Below are 17,544 nucleotides of genomic sequence, written 5' to 3' on the forward strand. Positions count from 1 at the left end.
GTTCTGGCGGGAGATAAGGTAACTTATGACTATTGCTGTTTCCCGTCCGGCGGGATTGCCTGCGGCGGTGTATGCGCTTTCCGTGGGTTCATTTGGTATTGGCACCACCGAATTTGTGATTATGGGTTTATTACTCGATGTGGCCCATGATTTTCATATATCCATTACTCTTGCCGCCTGGTCTATTACCGCTTATGCCTGTGGGGTGGTGATTGGCGCGCCGCTGCTTACGCCGCTATTAAGCCGTTATCGCAAAAAACCGGCGCTGTTATTTTTGATGATCTTATTTTCCATTGGAAATTTAGGCTGCGCGATCGCCGGTAATATGACCATGCTAATTATTGCCAGGGTAATAACCGCTTTCGCTCACGCTTCGTTTTTCGGAATAAGCTCAGTCTATGCCGCGGAGCTGGCGCCGGTAGATAAAAGAGCTTCGGCGGTCTCCGCCGTGTTTCTCGGCGCCACCCTGGCCAATATTCTGGGCGTGCCGCTCGGCGCCTGGGTGGGGCAGTACCTTGGCTGGCGCTATACCTTCTATATGGTCACGCTGATCGGCGTTCTCTCCGCCCTGGCAGTCATTGCCCTGGTGCCTGGCCGTCAGGCGCAACCGTCGGCCCAGAGCCGGATCCGTGATGAGCTAAAGGTGCTCCGCCATCCCGCGGTGCTGCGCAGCCTGCTGATCACTGCCCTCGGGTTCTCCGGCGTCTTCGCCGCCTTCACCTACATCGCGCCGATGCTGAAAACCGTCACCGGGATGAGCGAACACCTTATTCCGCCGGTGCTGATGCTGTTCGGCGTTGGGATGGTCGCCGGGAATCATCTTGGCGGCCGACTGACCGACGGCGGCGTCCGCCGGGCGCTGCTGCTGACTCTCGCTTTGCTGAGCGTCGTCCTGTGCCTTTTCCCGTTGGCTATTCAGACGCTGCCTGGTGCCTGCGCGGCGGTGTTTTTGCTGGGGGCGGCGATGTTCTCCACCATTCCGCCGCTGCAGATGCAGGCGCTGGACAGCAGTGAGAGCGGTAAAAGCATGGTCTCCTCGTGCAATATCGCCGCCTTTAACCTCGGCAATGCCGGCGGCGCCTGGTTTGGCGGGCTGCTGCTCGCCTCCGGCGTCTCTCTATCTCACATTCCTCTGGCCGGTGCTTGCCTGACCGCCAGCGGATTGGTTATCGCTAGTGTGACGTTGTCACCTTTAAAAGGAAGTCAAGCATGAAGTATCGGTATTTAGGTTCCACCGGGCTGTCGGTTTCGGAGCTCTGTTTCGGCGCCATGACGTTTGGTGAGAAAGGGGCCTTTCTCGGCGCGCCGGGGCGCAACTGGTCGGAATTCGGCGTGGTGCCTGAGCAGACGGCCTACGATCTGGTGTACAAAGCGCTGGACGCCGGGATTAACTTTTTTGATACCGCGGACTGTTATAAGAACGGCCAGGGCGAAGAGCTGCTCGGCAACGCGCTGAAGGGAAAACGCCAGCAGGTGATTATCGGCACTAAAGGGCGCTGGCAAACCGACCCCAACCCGAATGCGCTGGGGGCGTCGCGCTACCATATCATCAATGCCGTCGAGGCCAGCCTGCAGCGGCTGAAGACCGATTATATCGATATCTATCACCTTCACGGGTTCGATCCGCGCACCGCACTGGAGGATACCCTGCGCACGCTGGATACCCTGATCCGCGCCGGGAAAATTCGCTATATCGGGGTCTCCAACTACGCGGCCTGGCAGCTGGCGAAGGCGCTGGGGATCTCGGAGCGCCTTGGGCTGGAGAAATTCTGCGTCTATCAGGGCTATTACAATATCGCCGCGCGTGAACTGGAGCATGAGATTATCCCGCTCAGCGTCGATCAGAACGTCGGCATCACCGTCTGGAGCCCGCTGGCCGGGGGCTTTCTCACCGGCAAATACCCGCGCAATCAGGCGTTTCCCGAAGGTAGTCGCCTGGCGAACGCCACGCCGTTCGAATCCGCGCCGATCGCCAACCGCGAGCAGGCCTGGCAGACCCTGGAGGTGATGCAGGAGATTGCCCGCCAGCGCAACGCCAGCGTCGCGCAGGTGGCGCTCAACTGGCTGCGTACCCGTCCGGGGATCGCTTCGCTGGTGGTCGGCGCGACCAAACTGGCCCAACTGGAAGATAACCTGGCGGCGCTGAACTGGACGCTGAGCGACGAGGAGACGGCGATCCTCAACAGCGTGAGCGAGAAAGAGAAACCATACCCCTACTGGCATATCTGCAATGTCGCCGGCGATCGTCGTCTGGCCGATGATATCTATCCCTAATCACCCTGCACCCAGGCAACACGCGTATGCCCCACATGGGGCATACAGAGAGGCTCGATCGTGAAAAAAGTACTCATTGTTGGCGCCGGCCCGGTAGGGTTAATCATTGGCTGCTATCTGAATAAGTATGGAATTGATTTTGATATCATTGATAAAAATACCCACAGCACCACCTGGTCCAAAGCGCTGAGCGTCAGTCCGGCGACCATTAAAGCCTTCCACGGCTTAGGCCTTGCCGGGGAACTGATCGCCCAGGGAAAACAGGTGCAGTCAGTCTACGCTTACTATAAAAACCGCAAATTTCTGCATATTGATAACCGCCGACTCGCCACCTGCTATCCCTTCCATGTCAGTATCCCGCAGCCGCGGACGGAGAAGATCCTCGAAACGGCATTAGCCGCCGCCGGGCGGCAGGTAAAACGCGGGCACCAGCTGGTCTCCTGGCGGCGGGAGGGGGAGCGCTATCACGTCTCCCTGCTCGACGATGCCCGTCGGGCCTGTTCCGCCGCTTATGACTATATTATCGGCGCCGACGGCGCGGCCAGCACCGTCCGGGAGCTGGCCGGGATCGGCTTTAGCGGTCATGACTATCCGCTGCATTTTGTGATGGCGGATGTGCAGTTCGACCCCGCGGCGGCGCTCCCGGGGACCTCCTACCATATTGATGAGCAAGGCTTTCTGATTTTCCTGCCCATGCCGGACAATCAGGTCAGGATTGTGATTAAAAAAGCCGGGCGCTTGCCGTCGCCGCGTCCGGTGCCGGACCTGCAGGAGATTAACGCCGCGCTGGCGCGCTACTGCCCTCAGGTGCCGCCGGCGCAGAGGCTCACCTGGTCCTCCAGCGCCAATTTCTATAACCGCATCGCCGAAGACAATCTGCAGCACCATATTATGCTGGCGGGAGATGCCTTCCACCTGTTCAGTCCCATTGGCGGGCAGGGGATGAACACCGGCGTCCAGGATGCGGTGAACCTCGCCTGGAAGCTGGCTTTCTGTCTGCACGGCGTGGCCACTGACCGACTGCCGGCGTCCTATCGCACCCAGCGCTTCGCCGCGGTGAGCGGTGTGATGCGCTCCACCGACCATGATACTGGCCTGATCGCCGGTCTGGTGCCGAGAAATCATATCGATGGGGTCTACTTTCCGGAGTTTTGCAACCGTCACTACTATCGTCACCAGCTGCCGCTGCAGTACGCCGGTTTCACCGCGACGCAGGCGCAGGAGACGGACGGCCTGGCAGGGCACCATGTTCCCTGGTACGTTTTTGCCTCGCCGCAGGCGACGTTTCGCAACAGCTATGACGCCTTCGCCAGCGGTAAGGTGGTGATCTTTTCCGCCCGCGCCGCCTGTCCTCCTTTGTCCCGCCTGAAGCAGGCCGGCTGGTTTATGTTCTGCTCCCTCGAACCGGCGGACAAGGCGTTTCTTGAGGCGCTACAGATCGGTCCCGATGACTACGCGGTGGTTAATCCCGATGGCTATGTGGGCTTTACCGGCAGCGAAGCCGGGACGCGGCAGTATCTTTCCTCGCTCTACGTAATGGAATAATCATGAACAAAGTCTATATCGTCGCGGCCTGCCGTACGCCGGTGGGGCGCTTTCTTGGTGCCCTGAAAACGGTCTCCGCGGTGGAGCTGGCAGCGCTCACCGTCAGGCACAACCTGCAGCAGGCCGGCATTGACCCGGCGTGGATCGATGAGGTGATCTGCGGCTGCGTCCTCGCCGCCGGGCAGGGAATGGGACCGGCGCGTCAGGTTGCGCTGCGGGCAGGGATCCCGGTGCAAACGCCGGCTTACACCCTGAATATGATCTGCGGTAGCGGCATGAAAAGCATGACCGAAGGGGCGATCCATATCCAGAGCGGTTATGCCGACCTGGTGGTCGCCGGCGGAATGGAAAATATGAGTCAGGCGCCGTTTTTGCTGCAGGGAGAGATAAGGGGCGGGATGAAATTCGGCGCATTCAGCAGTGAGGATGTGATCCAGCGCGACGGGTTAACCGATCCGCTGCTGCAGATCCCGATGGGGGAAACGGCGGAGGCCATCGCCGCGCAGGAGCAGATCTCGCGCGCGGCGCAGGACCGGTATGCGCTGGAGAGCCATCAAAAAGCCTCCGTCGCCAGCCGTGCCGGCTATTTTGCCGATGAGATTGTGCCGGTGACGGTCAGCGCGAAGCGGGGCGTCAGCACGGTCCGCGAGGATGAGCCGATCCGCCATGATCTTAGCGCCGGGCAGCTGGCGGCGCTGAAACCGGCTTTTCGCGCTGACGGCAGCGTCACGGCGGGCAACGCCTCCGGGCTGAACGATGGCGCCGCGTCGGTGATCCTCGCTTCGGCGCGCGCCGTTGCCCGCTATGGCCTGCAGCCGCTGGCGGAGATCGTCTCCTTTGGCGAAGGCGGCGTCGATCCGTCCTTGATGGGGCTCGGCCCACTGCCGGCGATAGCGTGCGCCCTGCGCCGCGGTGGTTTTCAGCTCAGCGATATGGCCCGGCTGGAGATTAACGAAGCCTTTGCCGCGCAGGTATTGGGGGTGGTCAGGGGACTGGCCAGAGAGCATCAGATGACGGAGGAGGAGATTGCTTCCCGCCTGAACGTCCACGGCGGCGCGATCGCCCTCGGTCACCCGCTGGGCAGTTCCGGGACGCGGATCGTGGTCAGTCTGGTGCACGCGCTGCGCCGGGAGAATCAACCGACCGGCCTGGCGTCGCTGTGCATCGGCGGCGGGATGGGGATTGCGTTACTGGTGAAAACGATCTGAGGAGACAAGCGCCATGGAAAAATTAATTGTGGTGGGTGAGAAATTTACCGATTTTGCCCGGCGGCATGAGAATGTGCTGACGGTTAATGAGTTTGAGCGGTTTGTCTGGAGCGGCGAGCTGGCCGGCGTCGATAAAATCATTATCGGTCAGGGGGTACAGCTCGACGACATCTCCCGCACCATCTGCATTATTCGTCAGCACTATCCGGACAAAATCCGCCAGATCGTCAATCTGCAGGATCTCTATTATCAAAACAACCGCGATCATCAGCGGTTGGTACATAAACGTAAAAAAGCGAATATCCTCATCACCTCGCCGGAACAACGCGATGAGGATAGCTATTGCGCGCGCCTGATCCTGCAGGATGCCTCGGAGTTACTCTGCGACCACCAGACCGGGCAACATATTCAGGGGATGGTGCTGATCGAGGCGGCGCGGCAGACCATCATCGCCACCTCGGAAAAATTCCTGCTGGCGGAGGCCGGCGTGGCAATGGCGGAGAAGTACTTTACCCTGAGCTCGCTGCAGGTGGCCTTTTCCTGCTTTGTTTTTCCGCTGCCGGTGACCATCGTCCTCAATGTGGTGTCACGCAAAAGTTCAGCCCATGGCCGCTTCACCTGCGAATGCTCGGTGGGGTTTGACCAGACCGGCACCCGCAAAGCGGAAGTTGGCTTTAGCTTCAGCGTCTATGACCTTAACTACATCACTCGCAAAGAGTGCGAGCAGGCGGCGCAGTGCCATCAACATTATCTGGTCAGTATTGAGCAGGGGGACGGGGATGAGCATCGCCTTTTTTGATGTGGATGAAACGCTGATTACCGGCAAAAGTATGTTCCTGTTTCTGCACCGCTATGCCGAGGAATATCCGCTGCAGTGCGGTTTGACGGCCGCGGCGATTGTCCGCCAGCTTCAGGCGCTTAGCGAAGCGGGTCAACCGCGGGAAGCGATCAACCGCTACTATTACTCGCTGTTTCGCCACGAGTCGCGCCCCCGGGTGCGGGCGGTCGCCGAGCGTCTGTATCGCGAAGGCGGATATGGTTTTCACCACGAGGTGGTGGCGCGCCTCAGGCAGCATCAGGCGCGGGGGGATGACGTGGTGTTTGTCTCCGGGTCGATGACCGACATTCTCTGGCCGGCGATGGCGGCGCTGGGGGTGGAACATGCCCTGTGCTCGGAGCCGGTGGTGGTGGATGACCGCTATACCGGCGAGCTCTGGCGGACCGCCATCGGCGAACACAAGGCGACGCATGCCCAGTGCTATGCGCAGAAACAGGGCCAGCCGCTGGCGGCGTGCTACGCCTTTGGCGATCATATCTCGGATCTGCCGCTGCTCACCGTGGTTGGTCACCCCTGCGCGGTGAATCCCTGTCCGGGTCTGCTGGCGGAGGCGCAGCGTCGGGGATGGCCAGTGCTGTGGTCCACCGTCGGCTGACGGCGCGACGGCAAAAAAAAAGGGGCGGCGCAATGCCACCCCTGGTGCACTTTCTGACGGGGATCAGCCCGGGTAGATGCCGCGGTCTTTACGCGCCATCAGGATGCGCTCGCAGGCTACGATATAGGCGGCGGTACGCAGCGTACATTCTTTCTCGGCCGCTTTATCGCAGACGTGAATGATGGCGTCGGTCATGATGCGGTCCATCTTGGCGTTGATCTCCTCTTCGCTCCAGAAGAAGCTGGCCATGTCCTGCACCCACTCAAAGTAGCTGACGGTCACCCCGCCGGCGTTACAGATAACGTCCGGCACCACGATCACCCCGCGCTCGGCCAGCACATCGTCCGCTTCCGGATAGGTTGGGCCGTTGGCCCCTTCCAGCACCAGTTTGCAGGTCAGCTTCTCAGCGCGCTCGCGGGTGATTTGCCCTTCCAGCGCCGCCGGGATCAGGATGTCCATTGGGGTGGTCCAGAAAGCCTCTTTATCAATCTCCTGGGCGCCCGGGAAACCCGCGATCTGCTTTTTCTCCGCCTGCCAGGCGGTGAGGGCGGCCATATCAATTCCGCCTTCGTTGTACAGGGTGGCGGTGTGATCCTGAATAACCACGATACGGGCGCCGACGCCGGCGAACAGGCGCGCCGCTTCGCTACCGACGTTACCAAAGCCCTGCAGCGCCACTTTAGCGCCTTCAATTTCGATGCCGGCGCGACGGGCCACTTCCCGGCCGGTGACGAACACGCCGCGTCCGGTGGCTTTTTCACGACCGAGGGAGCCGCCGAGGTGGATCGGTTTGCCGGTGACCACGCCGGTGATGGTGGTGCCATGGTTCATGGAGTAGGTGTCCATCATCCACGCCATCACTTTGCCGTTGGTGCCAACGTCCGGCGCCGGAATATCTTTCTGCGGCCCGATGATAATGCCGATTTCGCTGGTGTAGCGGCGAGTCAGGCGTTCCAGTTCACCTTCCGACAGCGAGAAGGGGTCGACGCGGATGCCGCCTTTGGCTCCGCCGTAAGGAATATTGACCGCGGCGCACTTAATGGTCATCCAGGCAGAAAGTGCCATGACTTCGTTAAGATCGACATCCGGATGGTAGCGAACACCACCTTTACCCGGTCCACGCGAAAGATTGTGCTGAACGCGATAGCCCTCGAAGTGGCGAATGGTGCCGTCGTCCATCTGCACAGGGATGTCGACGATCAGCGCACGCTTCGGATGGCGCAGGGTTTCCACCCAGTAGGCAAGATCGCCGAGATAAGGCGCGACACGGTCGATCTGGCGCAGGTAGGTGGTCCATGGAGATGTACTACTTTCAGATGCGTAAGATAACTTTTCCATAAGAGTCCTGTTTCTCAGTGTTATTTATGTCGTGTAAAACCGTGGAATAGCTACAGCAGTAAACTCTGTGCAATGAATGGTATCACCAATTTTATAAAGCGGTATTTGACGGCAATTCCGATTTTTAAATTTTTGTTAGATTTTTTATTTTTTAAGTGAATAACTACGCACAAGAACCACCCGCAAGCTGTGCATTTTAATTCACTTTTTATTCACTTAAGTGAATAGGAAAATATTTTTTCTATGTTTTTCATTATCTTGATGATCTTCAAAAAGTGAATAAATTGCGTTTCCCCGTATTGACAATCTTATTGTTCACAGGCCAGCATTAGCCCACACAACAACATGGCATTAACCATGAATTAACAATTACCCGCACAAAGAATAGGGCTTAACTTTTCTGTGGTGAATATTTTTACCATCGCAGCGGGCGCGCTCGTGCCCAAAATAAGCCGAGGGTCAGGGTTAATGTCGATTGTCCAACGCGACGGGAGGGTTTTCCGTCGCCTTACGTTCCGGAGATAAATTATGTCAGGCAGCATGACTCGCGAAGATTTTGACGCTTACCTGGTTCCCTGTTTTGCCCCCGCGCCGTTTATTCCGGTGAGGGCGGCGGGCTCCCGCGTCTGGGACCAGCAGGGGAAAGAGTATATTGATATGGCGGGCGGCATCGCAGTGAACGCCCTGGGCCATGCTCACCCGGCGCTGGCGGAGGCCCTGCAGGGGCAACTGGCGAAACTGTGGCATATCGGCAATGGCTATACCAACGAACCGGTGCTGCAGCTGGCGAAAACCCTCGTGCAGTCCACATTTGCCGACAAGGTGTTCTTCTGCAACTCCGGCGCCGAAGCGAACGAGGCGGCCCTTAAGCTGGCGCGGAAATATGCCCACGATAAGTTCGGCGGTGAAAAAAGCGAAATCATCGCCTTCAACCACGCCTTCCATGGCCGGACGCTGTTCACCGTCTCCGTCGGCGGCCAGCCGAAATATTCCAGCGATTATGCGCCGCTGCCGCAGGGCATTACCCATCTGCCCTATAACGATATCGAGGCGGTGACTGCGGCGATCTCCTCGCGCACCTGCGCGGTGATTGTCGAGCCGATTATCGGCGAAGGCGGGGTGATCCCGGCGGACCCGGCGTTCCTCCAGGCGCTGCGCGCCCTTTGCGATCGCCATCATGCCACCCTGATATTTGATGAGGTACAGACCGGCGCCGGGCGTACCGGCCATCTCTACGCCTACCAGCATTACAACGTCGTCCCGGACATCCTCACCAGCGCCAAAGGGCTGGGGGGCGGCTTCCCGATCGGCGCGATGCTGGCGAAAGAGGCCTGGGCGCAGGTCTTCCAGCCAGGCACCCATGGCACCACCTTCGGCGGCAACCCGCTGGCGGCGACCGTCGCCAACGCCGTGCTGGCCCATCTGGATGCGCCGCTGCTGGCGGGCGTCGGCGAGCGCCATGCGCTGATCGTCGACCAGCTGAATGCCCTCTCTGCCCGTTACGATGCGTTTAGCGCCGTGCGCGGCGCCGGTCTGCTGATCGGCGCCGAGCTGGCGGGACCGCTGCGCGGGAAGGCCAAAACCCTGACCAACCTGGCGGCGGAAGAGGGTGTGATCGCCCTGATTGCCGGTCCGGACGTGCTGCGCTTCGCGCCGGCGCTCAATATCCCGCTGGCAGATATTGCGGAAGCCTTCGTGCGCCTCGATCGCGCCGTTGCCCGCTTAACCCGCTAACCGGGAGGACGGCCTGTGATGCTATTTCGTCCCGTACGGGAAAACGATCTTGACGACATCGTCCGCCTTGCCGCGCGGGCGGGGGTCGGCATGACCTCCTTACCCCATGATGCCGGGCGCCTGGCCGCCCGGATCCGCCGCAGCATTGACACTTTCGCCGGCGCGGTGCCGCGCGGCCAGCAAGGCTTTCTGTTTGTGCTGGAAGACACCACGCTGTCGCGGGTGGTGGGGGTCAGCGCCATTGAGGTGGCGGTAGGCCTGGACGAGCCGTTTTACAATTTTCGCATTCAGAAAACGGTCCGCGCCTCGAAAGCGCTGGGGGTCTACAAGCCCCAGGAGCTGCTCAATCTGAGCTATGACCATACCGGCCACAGCGAGCTGTGTACGCTGTTTCTCGACCCCGAGTATCAGCGCAACCGCAACGGTCTGCTGCTCTCCAAAGCGCGGTTTTTGTTTATCGCCGCCTTCCGCGAGTGGTTTTCGCCGCACCTGTTTGCCGAACTGCGCGGCTGCAGCGATGAGCAAGGGCAGTCGCCGTTCTGGGATGCGCTAGGCCATCACTTCTTCGAGATCCCGTTCGCCGATGCCGACCGGCTGACCGGCACCGGCATGAAAACCTTTATTGCCGAGCTGATGCCGGCGTACCCGATCTATATCTCGCTGCTGCCGGAGAATGCCCGTCAGGTTATCGGCCAGGTGCACCCCAACACCGCCCCCGCGCGGGCGATCCTCGAGAAAGAGGGGTTCAGCTGGCGCGGCTCGGTGGATATTTTCGATGCCGGTCCGGTGCTGGAGGCGGAGACCGATCAGATCCGCGCCGTGCGCGACTGCCATTGCCTGCCGGCTCAGCAGTTGGCGGGCACGCTGTCGGTGCCGACGCTCGTCGCCAACGGTCAGTTCGACAATTTTCGGGCGCTGCTGGTGGCCCACGAAGAGCAGGTCTCACTGGACGCCGCCGCGCTGGATGCGCTGCAGGTCACTGAAACCGACCGCGTTTATACGGTAACCCTGAACCCAGAGGAAAACAGATCATGGCGGTAAAAGCACAGTTCATAGCCGGGCAGTGGCAGCCGGGCAGCGGCGCAACGATGAGTAAACTGGCCCCGGAGGATCAGTCTCTGCTGTGGCAGGCGGCCAGCGCGGGGGGCGACGACGTCCAGGCGGCCTGCGCCGCGGGGCGCGCCGCGTTTTATCCCTGGTCGCACCGCCCGCTGGCCGAGCGTATTGACGTCGTACAGCGTTTCGCCGCGCTGCTGGAGACGCATAAAGAGGCGCTGGCGACCCTGATTTCCCGGGAGACCAGCAAGCCGCTGTGGGAGACCCGCACCGAAGTGCAGGCGATGATCGGCAAAGCCGCCATCTCCATCGAGGCCTATCACCAGCGGACGGGCTTTCACGAGTCGACGCTGCCGGACGGTAAAGCGCTGCTGCGCCACAAGCCGCACGGCGTGATGGCGGTCTTCGGCCCTTACAACTTCCCGGGCCACCTGCCCAACGGGCATATCATTCCGGCGCTGATCGCCGGGAATACTATCGTATTTAAACCCAGCGAGCTGACGCCGGCCACTGCGGAACTGACGGTCCAGCTGTGGCAGCAGGCGGGCGTCCCCGACGGGGTGATTAACCTGCTGCAGGGCGGGAAAGCCACCGGCCAGGCGCTGCTGGAAAACCGCGATATCGACGGCGTGCTGTTCACCGGCAGCGCAGCGGCGGGTTTCCACTTCCATCGCTACTTCGGCGGCCAGCCGGAGAAGATGCTGGCCCTCGAAATGGGCGGCAACAACGCGCTGATCGTGGCTGATGTGGCCGATGTCGATGCGGCGCTGCATGTGATTATCCAGTCGGCGTTTATCTCCGCCGGACAGCGCTGCACCTGCGCGCGCCGGCTGATTGTTCAGCGCGGCGAGCAGGGGGATGCGCTGCTGCGGCGGCTGGTGGAGGCCAGCGCGCAGATCCGCGCCGGGAAATGGGATGACCAGCCGGCGCCGTTTATGGGTGGAGTGATTTCCCTTGAGGCGGCGCAGAACATGCTGGCGGCGCAGCAGAAACTGGAGGGACTTGGCGGCAAGGTGCTGCTGCGCCTGCGCCAGCCCGACCCGCACTCCACGGTGCTGACCCCGGGGATCGTCGACGTCACCGGTATCGAGGTGCCGGATGAAGAGTACTTTGGCCCGCTGCTGACGGTTATCCGTTACGACGACTTCCCGGAGGCGATTCGCCACGCCAACCAGACCCGCTATGGCCTGGCCGTGGGGCTGATCTCCAGCGATGCGGCACAGTTTGACCAGCTGGCGGACGAGGCGCGCGCCGGGATCGTCAACTGGAACAAGCCGCTGACCGGCGCTTCCAGTAAAGCGCCATTTGGCGGGGTGGGCGCCTCCGGTAACCACCGCGCGGCAGCGTGGTACGCCGCCGATTACTGTGCCTGGCCGATGGCCTCTCTGGTCAGCGACACGCTGACGCTTCCGGCGAACGTATCGCCGGGCCTGCCATTCTGATAACGGATCCTGTGAGGACATATGTCTGGTTTTGAAGCTAACTTTGATGGCCTGGTCGGCCCGACGCACCACTATGCCGGACTCTCCGTCGGCAATGAAGCCTCGCAAAATAACCGCGATGGTCTCTCTAACCCTAAAAAGGCGGCGCTGCAGGGGCTGTATAAAATGAAAGCCCTTGCCGATCGCGGATTCGTGCAGGGGATTCTGCCGCCGCAGCCGCGGCCGAACCTGCGTCTGCTGCGCGACCTGGGATTCGAGGGCAGCGATGAGCAGGTCATCCGCCAGGCGGCCCAGGCGGCGCCGCAGCTGCTCTCCGCCTTCAGCTCCGCCTCGTCGATGTGGACTGCTAACGCGGCGACCGTTTCGCCGTCGGCGGATAGCGCCGATGGCAAAGTTCATTTCACCGTCGCCAACCTGAACAATAAGCTGCACCGCATGCAGGAGGCGCCCACCACCTCGGCGATCCTGCGCGCCACCTTCGCCGATCCGCGCTACTTCGCCCACCACGCGGCGCTGCCGCAGCATGGCGACCTCGGCGACGAAGGTGCGGCCAACCATAACCGCTTCTGTCGGGAGTATGACCGGCAGGGGGTGCAGCTGTTTGTCTACGGTCGACGCGCCAGCGGCGGGATCGCCCCGATGAAGTATCCGGCGCGGCAGACCCTGGAGGCCAGCGAAGCAGTGGCTCGCCTGCATCAGCTGGATCCGCGCTACACGGTGTTTGCCCAGCAGGCGCCGCAGGCTATCGATCGCGGCGTGTTTCATAACGACGTTATCGCGGTCAGCAATCGCCATGTGCTGTTCCACCATCAGCAGGCGTTTGTCGATCAGTCGACAGTATTGGCGACGCTGCGGGCAAAAAGCGACAGTCTCGATATTCCGTTTACCAGCGTGGAAGTGCCGGACGAGCGGGTGTCGCTCGATGACGCGGTGGCCTCCTATCTGTTCAACAGCCAGCTGCTGAGCAAACCCGACGGCAAGATGCTGATTGTGGTGCCAGAGGAGTGCCGCCAGCGGGAAAACGTCTGGCGTTACCTGAGCGATCTCGCGGCCGACAGCGCGTCGCCGATCGATGAAGTGGCGGTTTTTGACCTGCGGGAAAGCATGCGTAACGGCGGCGGCCCGGCCTGCCTGCGGCTGCGGGTGGTGCTCAACGAGTCTGAACGTAAGGCGGTCAACGCCCACAGCCTGATGAACGACGAACGTTACCAGCAGCTGACGGCGTGGGTGGAAAAACATTACCGTGACCGGCTGCACGCCCGCGATCTGGCAGACCCGCAGCTGCTGCGCGAGGTTTATCAGGCGCTGGATGAGCTGACGCAGATCCTGCGTCTGGGCGCTGTCTATGATTTTCAGCGTTAAGGAGCGGCAGATGGAGCATCTGGTTAACGATTTACTGCACTGCCGCCTGCAGGCGTGGACCTTTCCGGCGGACATCGAGGCCCGCTGGCTGGGCGAGGGCATCCTGCAGCTGCTGCCGGCTACGCCGTGGCGTCAGGCGACGATCCTCTCCGCTGGCGTCCATGGCAATGAGACCGCGCCGACCGAGCTGCTGCTGCAGCTGACTCACGATCTGAGCCAGGGGCGGCAGCCGCTCACCCAGGCGCTGCTGATCGTTTTTGGTAACCTGCCGGCGATCCGCGCCGCGCGTCGCTATCTGCACAACGACCTCAATCGCCTGTTCGGCGGCCGCCATCTGGCGGTCACCCCGGGCAATGAGTCGCGGCGGGCTTTTGCTCTCGAGCAGGCGGTGCAGGCCTTCTATCGCGCCGCCGATGCGGCGGGGCCGGTCAGCCGTAGTCATCTCGATATGCATACCGCCATTCGCGGGTCGCTGTATCGCCAGTTTGCGCTGCTCCCGGCCCACGAGGAGGATTTTTCGCCCGGCTTCTATCAGCTGCTGCAGGCCAGCGGGATGGACGCCATCGTGCGCCATACCGAAGCGGGCGGGACCTTCACCCACTTCACCTGCGAAAAGTTCGCCGCGCAAAGCGCCACCCTTGAGCTGGGAAAAGTGATGCCGTTCGGCGCCAACGATCTTAGCCTGTTCGCCGCCGCCGACGCGACGATTCGAGCCTGGATTTCTGACGCGCCGCTGCCGGCGCGCGATAAAGCGCCGGTGGATTACTTCCTGGTCGAGGAGAGCATCATCAAGCGCGAAGGGGAATTTACGCTCAATCTGGCGGCCAACGTCGAGAACTTCACCGCGCTCCCGGCAGGGTATGAGATCGCCCGCCAGGCAGAGAAACGGTGGGTGGTGCAGGCCCGGGCCCCCTATATCCTCTTTCCCAATGCCGGGGTCGCTACCGGCCAGCGCGCCGGGCTGCTGCTCCGCGCCGCGGCGCTTCACCTCCCGCAAACAGCCTGAGGAAACACCATGACTGAACATCAACATCAGGCGCCATCTGCCGCCGGAGGTGAAGGCGCGTCACAGCTTAAGCGCGGGCTTGGCGCCCGCCATATCCAGATGATTGCCCTCGGCGGCGCCATCGGCACCGGGCTGTTTATGGGGGCGGGGCGCAACATCGCCGTCGCCGGCACCTCGATCCTGGTTATCTATGTACTGGTCGGGTTCTTTACCTATATGGTGATGCGGGCGATGGGGGAGCTGCTGCTCACTCGCCATGATTACCGCTCGTTTGCCGACTTTGTCGGCGAGTATCTCGGACCGCAGGCCAGCTTTTATCTCGGCTGGACCTACTGGCTGAGCTGGGTGGTGACCTGTATCGCCGACGTGGTGGTGTGCGGGAGCTATATGCAGTACTGGTTCCCCGAGCTGTCGGCGTGGATGCCGGCCCTCAGCATGCTGGCTATCCTGTTCCTGCTCAACCTGCTGTCGGTGAAGATGTTTGGCGAGGCGGAGTTCTGGTTCGCCCTGATCAAGGTGATCACCATTATCGCCCTGATCGTCACCGGCGGCTGGATGATTGCCACCGGCTGGACCTCTCCGGACGGCGTGACGGCTTCCCTGAGCCATCTCACCGACCCGACGGCCTTTATGCCTCACGGTATCACCGGCTTTTTCGCCGGCTTCCAGATAGCGATCTTCTCCTTTACCGGTATCGAACTGCTGGGGACGATGACGGCGGAGACCCGCGATCCGCAGCGCATTTTGCCCAAGGCGATCAATGCGCTGCCGCTGCGGATTATCATCTTCTATCTGCTGTCGATGGTGGTGATCATCGCTGTCGCCTCCTGGCCGGGGGTGTCGGCGGAGACCAGCCCCTTCGTAACGCTGTTTGCCAAAGCCGGGCTGCCCGCGGCGGCGGCGGTGATTAACTTCGTGGCGCTGACCTCGGCGATGTCCTCGGCCAACAGCGGGGTCTTCTCCAGCACCCGCATGCTGTACGGCCTGTCGGTGGAGAAGCATGCGCACTGGCAGTTCCGCATTCTGTCGCGCAGCACCCGCATTCCGGTGCGCAGCCTGCTGTTCTCCTGCTTCTGCATGCTGATCGGTACGCTGCTGCTGTTCCTGGTGCCGAATGTGATGACCCTGTTCACCATCGTCTCGACCCTGGCGGCGATTATGGTGGTGTTCAGCTGGGGGATGATCCTCGCGGCCTATCTGGTTTATCGCCGTCAGCGTCCGGACCTGCACGCCGGGTCGATCTTTAAGATGCCCTTTGGCGTGGTGATGAGCTGGGTGAGCCTGCTGTTCTTCGCCTTCGCCATCTTCATCATGATCTTTGACCCGGACACGCTGCTGGCGCTGCTGGCTTCTCCGCTGTGGTTTATCGCGCTGTGGGCCTTCTGGAAGCTGAAGCAGCGGCGCGAAGGGCAGCTTCAGCTGGACAATCAGAGCGCCTGACACCCGCCGGCCCTGGCGGCCGGCTAAGGGGTGTGGCCAGGGCGTCTTAGCCGTTGTTCCCGTTCGTCTGCCCGGTGGCGGCTGGCGCCTTACCGGGCCTACTGTCTTACTGAGCCTGGGATGAGCGGTTTCCCCCGCGGCGTGATCCCCCTGTAGGCCCGCGCAAGCGCAGCGCCCGGGCAGGATGGTCGGCGCCGAGGTAGCCCGGACCGGCTGCGGTTAGGCGCTTTCCGCCCGGGAGCGCGCCGCGCCAGGGACGGATTTCATCCGGCTGGCGCAGAATATCGCCAGCAGCGAAATCGCCACCGTCACGCCCAGGTAGACGGCCACCGGTCGCCAGTCACCATCGTATTTCGCCAGCAGACCGGTGGCGATAAGCGGCGCGGTGCCCCCGGCCAGCGCGGCGCCCAGCTGGTAGCCGAGGGTGATTCCGGTATAGCGCACATTGGCGCTGAAAATCTCTGAGCACAGGGTGCCCAGCACCGCGGTCACCGGCGCCCACAGGATGCCGAAGGCAACGATCGTCGCCAGCATAATGCCCCAGCTGGTGCCGGTGTCGAGCAGCAGAAACCACGGGACGATAAACAGCCCCAGCAGCACCACGCTCAGGGTGTACATTTTTTGCCGACCCACCTTGTCGGACAGCAGCCCCATCAGCGGGATCATCACGGTGGCCACCAGCGCGCCCAGGGTGACGGATTCCAGCGCCTGCGACTTCTGATAGCTCAGGGTGGTGGTGGCGTAACTGACCACAAAGGTGGAGAAGATATAGAAGGGGGCGGTCTCCACCACTTTCAGACCCGCGGCGATCAGCACTTCCCGCCAGTGGTGTTTGAGCGTCTCGCGCAGCGGAGCCTTCGCCACCTGGCCAGACTGTTTCACCTGCTTAAAGGCGGGCGTTTCGTCGATGTCTTTGCGGATCCACAGGCCGAGGAATACGAGGACGGAGCTGAGCAGGAACGGAATGCGCCAGCCCCAGGCGAGAAACTGCGCCTCATCGAACAGGGTCATCAGCGAGACGATGAAGGTTGCCATCAGCATGCCGATGGTCACGCCGGCCTGGGGAATACTGCCGAAAAAGCCTTTCCGCTTTTCCGGGGCGTATTCGTAGGCCAGCAGCAGCGCGCCGCCCCATTCGCCGCCGATACCCATGCCCTGAATAATGCGTAGGGTAATCAGCAGGGCCGGCGCCCACAGGCCCACCATCTCGTAGGTGGGCAGCAGGCCAATGGCCACCGTGGCGCTGCCCATCAGCGACAGGGTGAGCACCAGCGTCTTCTTGCGACCGATGCGATCGCCGATATGGGCGAAAATGACCCCGCCGATGGGGCGGATAAAAAAGGTGAGCGAAAAGGAGAGCCAGGAGAGGATCAGACCAATGACCGGGTCGACCATCGGAAAGAAGATTTTGTTAAACACCAGCGCGGCGGCGGTGCCATAGAGAAAATAATCGAACCATTCGATGGCGCTGCCGGTCAGGCTCGCGATCAGTACCTTCTTGTTTTTCTGCAGAATGGATGCAGTGTTGCTTGCTGGATTGCTCATTACGAAACGTTCTCCCGCCACGGTAAAAGGTCAGGTGTCACTCTGTGCGTGCAGGGTGCAACCTGATGTGAAAAAGGTTGTGTAATTGTTAAGCAACTTAGAGTTGATGGTTACAATTGGCAAGTTATCCCTCGGCAATGCGGGCAAGAAAACGCGCTTTT

General features: G+C 61.4%; 14 protein-coding genes and 1 pseudogene. 12 read left to right on the forward strand and 3 right to left on the reverse strand.

Annotated features, from left to right (window positions below; genetic code table 11):
- Positions 1-25: 25 nt before the first annotated feature.
- Genes ABLU73_RS11160 through ABLU73_RS11185 form a run of 6 tightly spaced genes read left to right on the forward strand, consistent with a single transcriptional unit; the run spans position 26 to position 6,460 of the window.
- Positions 26-1,213, forward strand: a complete 1,188-nt coding sequence (locus tag ABLU73_RS11160) for an MFS transporter (protein WP_017898721.1) — start codon at positions 26-28, stop codon at positions 1,211-1,213.
- Entirely contained in the window at positions 1,210-2,274 is a 1,065-nt protein-coding gene (locus ABLU73_RS11165; RefSeq protein ID WP_200927357.1) for an aldo/keto reductase, read from the forward strand. Before ABLU73_RS11160 ends, ABLU73_RS11165 begins: the two co-directional genes overlap by 4 nt.
- Before the next feature lie 60 nt (positions 2,275-2,334).
- The gene (locus tag ABLU73_RS11170; RefSeq protein ID WP_348850207.1) at positions 2,335-3,819 is read left to right on the forward strand and encodes an FAD-dependent monooxygenase; all 1,485 of its coding nucleotides are present in this window, start codon (positions 2,335-2,337) and stop codon (positions 3,817-3,819) included.
- A 2-nt stretch (positions 3,820-3,821) separates the two neighbouring features.
- On the forward strand, positions 3,822-5,027 hold the full coding sequence (locus tag ABLU73_RS11175; protein ID WP_043522959.1) for an acetyl-CoA C-acyltransferase: 1,206 nt from the start codon (positions 3,822-3,824) through the stop codon (positions 5,025-5,027).
- Positions 5,028-5,040: 13 nt separating this feature from the next.
- Positions 5,041-5,826: an AfsA-related hotdog domain-containing protein gene (locus tag ABLU73_RS11180; protein WP_023318124.1), complete on the forward strand. Its 786-nt coding sequence runs from the start codon at positions 5,041-5,043 to the stop codon at positions 5,824-5,826.
- Entirely contained in the window at positions 5,807-6,460 is a 654-nt protein-coding gene (locus tag ABLU73_RS11185; protein ID WP_017898717.1) for an HAD-IB family hydrolase, read from the forward strand. The genes ABLU73_RS11180 and ABLU73_RS11185 overlap by 20 nt, the downstream gene beginning before the upstream one ends.
- Positions 6,461-6,523: 63 nt before the next feature.
- Here the strand turns inward: ABLU73_RS11185 and ABLU73_RS11190 are convergent, their stop codons facing one another.
- Positions 6,524-7,798 (reverse strand): Glu/Leu/Phe/Val dehydrogenase, encoded by a 1,275-nt coding sequence (locus ABLU73_RS11190; protein WP_004204074.1) that lies wholly within the window; start codon positions 7,796-7,798, stop codon positions 6,524-6,526.
- A gap of 212 nt (positions 7,799-8,010) precedes the next feature.
- Positions 8,011-8,157, reverse strand: a pseudogene (locus ABLU73_RS11195) (hypothetical protein).
- A 169-nt stretch (positions 8,158-8,326) separates the two neighbouring features.
- Here ABLU73_RS11195 and ABLU73_RS11200 point away from each other — a divergent pair.
- From ABLU73_RS11200 to ABLU73_RS11225, 6 genes are read left to right on the forward strand one after another with little or no spacing between them, the layout of a single operon-like run.
- On the forward strand, positions 8,327-9,532 hold the full coding sequence (locus ABLU73_RS11200; protein WP_004204075.1) for a bifunctional succinylornithine transaminase/acetylornithine transaminase: 1,206 nt from the start codon (positions 8,327-8,329) through the stop codon (positions 9,530-9,532).
- An 18-nt stretch (positions 9,533-9,550) separates the two neighbouring features.
- On the forward strand, positions 9,551-10,573 hold the full coding sequence (gene astA / locus ABLU73_RS11205) for an arginine N-succinyltransferase (protein WP_348850209.1): 1,023 nt from the start codon (positions 9,551-9,553) through the stop codon (positions 10,571-10,573).
- Positions 10,564-12,030 carry a succinylglutamate-semialdehyde dehydrogenase gene (gene astD / locus ABLU73_RS11210; RefSeq protein ID WP_264923493.1) on the forward strand — a complete coding sequence of 489 codons (1,467 nt, stop codon included), beginning with the start codon at positions 10,564-10,566 and terminating at the stop codon, positions 12,028-12,030. The genes astA and astD overlap by 10 nt, the downstream gene beginning before the upstream one ends.
- A gap of 21 nt (positions 12,031-12,051) precedes the next feature.
- Positions 12,052-13,392, forward strand: coding sequence for an N-succinylarginine dihydrolase (gene astB / locus ABLU73_RS11215; RefSeq protein ID WP_017898714.1), 1,341 nt, complete (start codon positions 12,052-12,054; stop codon positions 13,390-13,392).
- 10 nt (positions 13,393-13,402) lie between these two features.
- On the forward strand, positions 13,403-14,398 hold the full coding sequence (astE, locus tag ABLU73_RS11220) for a succinylglutamate desuccinylase (RefSeq protein WP_064189704.1): 996 nt from the start codon (positions 13,403-13,405) through the stop codon (positions 14,396-14,398).
- A 9-nt stretch (positions 14,399-14,407) separates the two neighbouring features.
- On the forward strand, positions 14,408-15,838 hold the full coding sequence (locus ABLU73_RS11225; protein WP_004204083.1) for an amino acid permease: 1,431 nt from the start codon (positions 14,408-14,410) through the stop codon (positions 15,836-15,838).
- A 219-nt stretch (positions 15,839-16,057) separates the two neighbouring features.
- On the opposite strand, the gene ABLU73_RS11230 is transcribed toward ABLU73_RS11225, so the two are convergent.
- Positions 16,058-17,383, reverse strand: coding sequence for an MFS transporter (locus ABLU73_RS11230; RefSeq protein ID WP_004204084.1), 1,326 nt, complete (start codon positions 17,381-17,383; stop codon positions 16,058-16,060).
- Between the last annotated feature and the right edge of the window lie 161 nt (positions 17,384-17,544).

The sequence above is a fragment of the Klebsiella sp. GG_Kp175 genome (assembly GCF_040062325.1).
GTDB classification, from domain to species: Bacteria; Pseudomonadota; Gammaproteobacteria; order Enterobacterales; family Enterobacteriaceae; genus Klebsiella; species Klebsiella quasipneumoniae.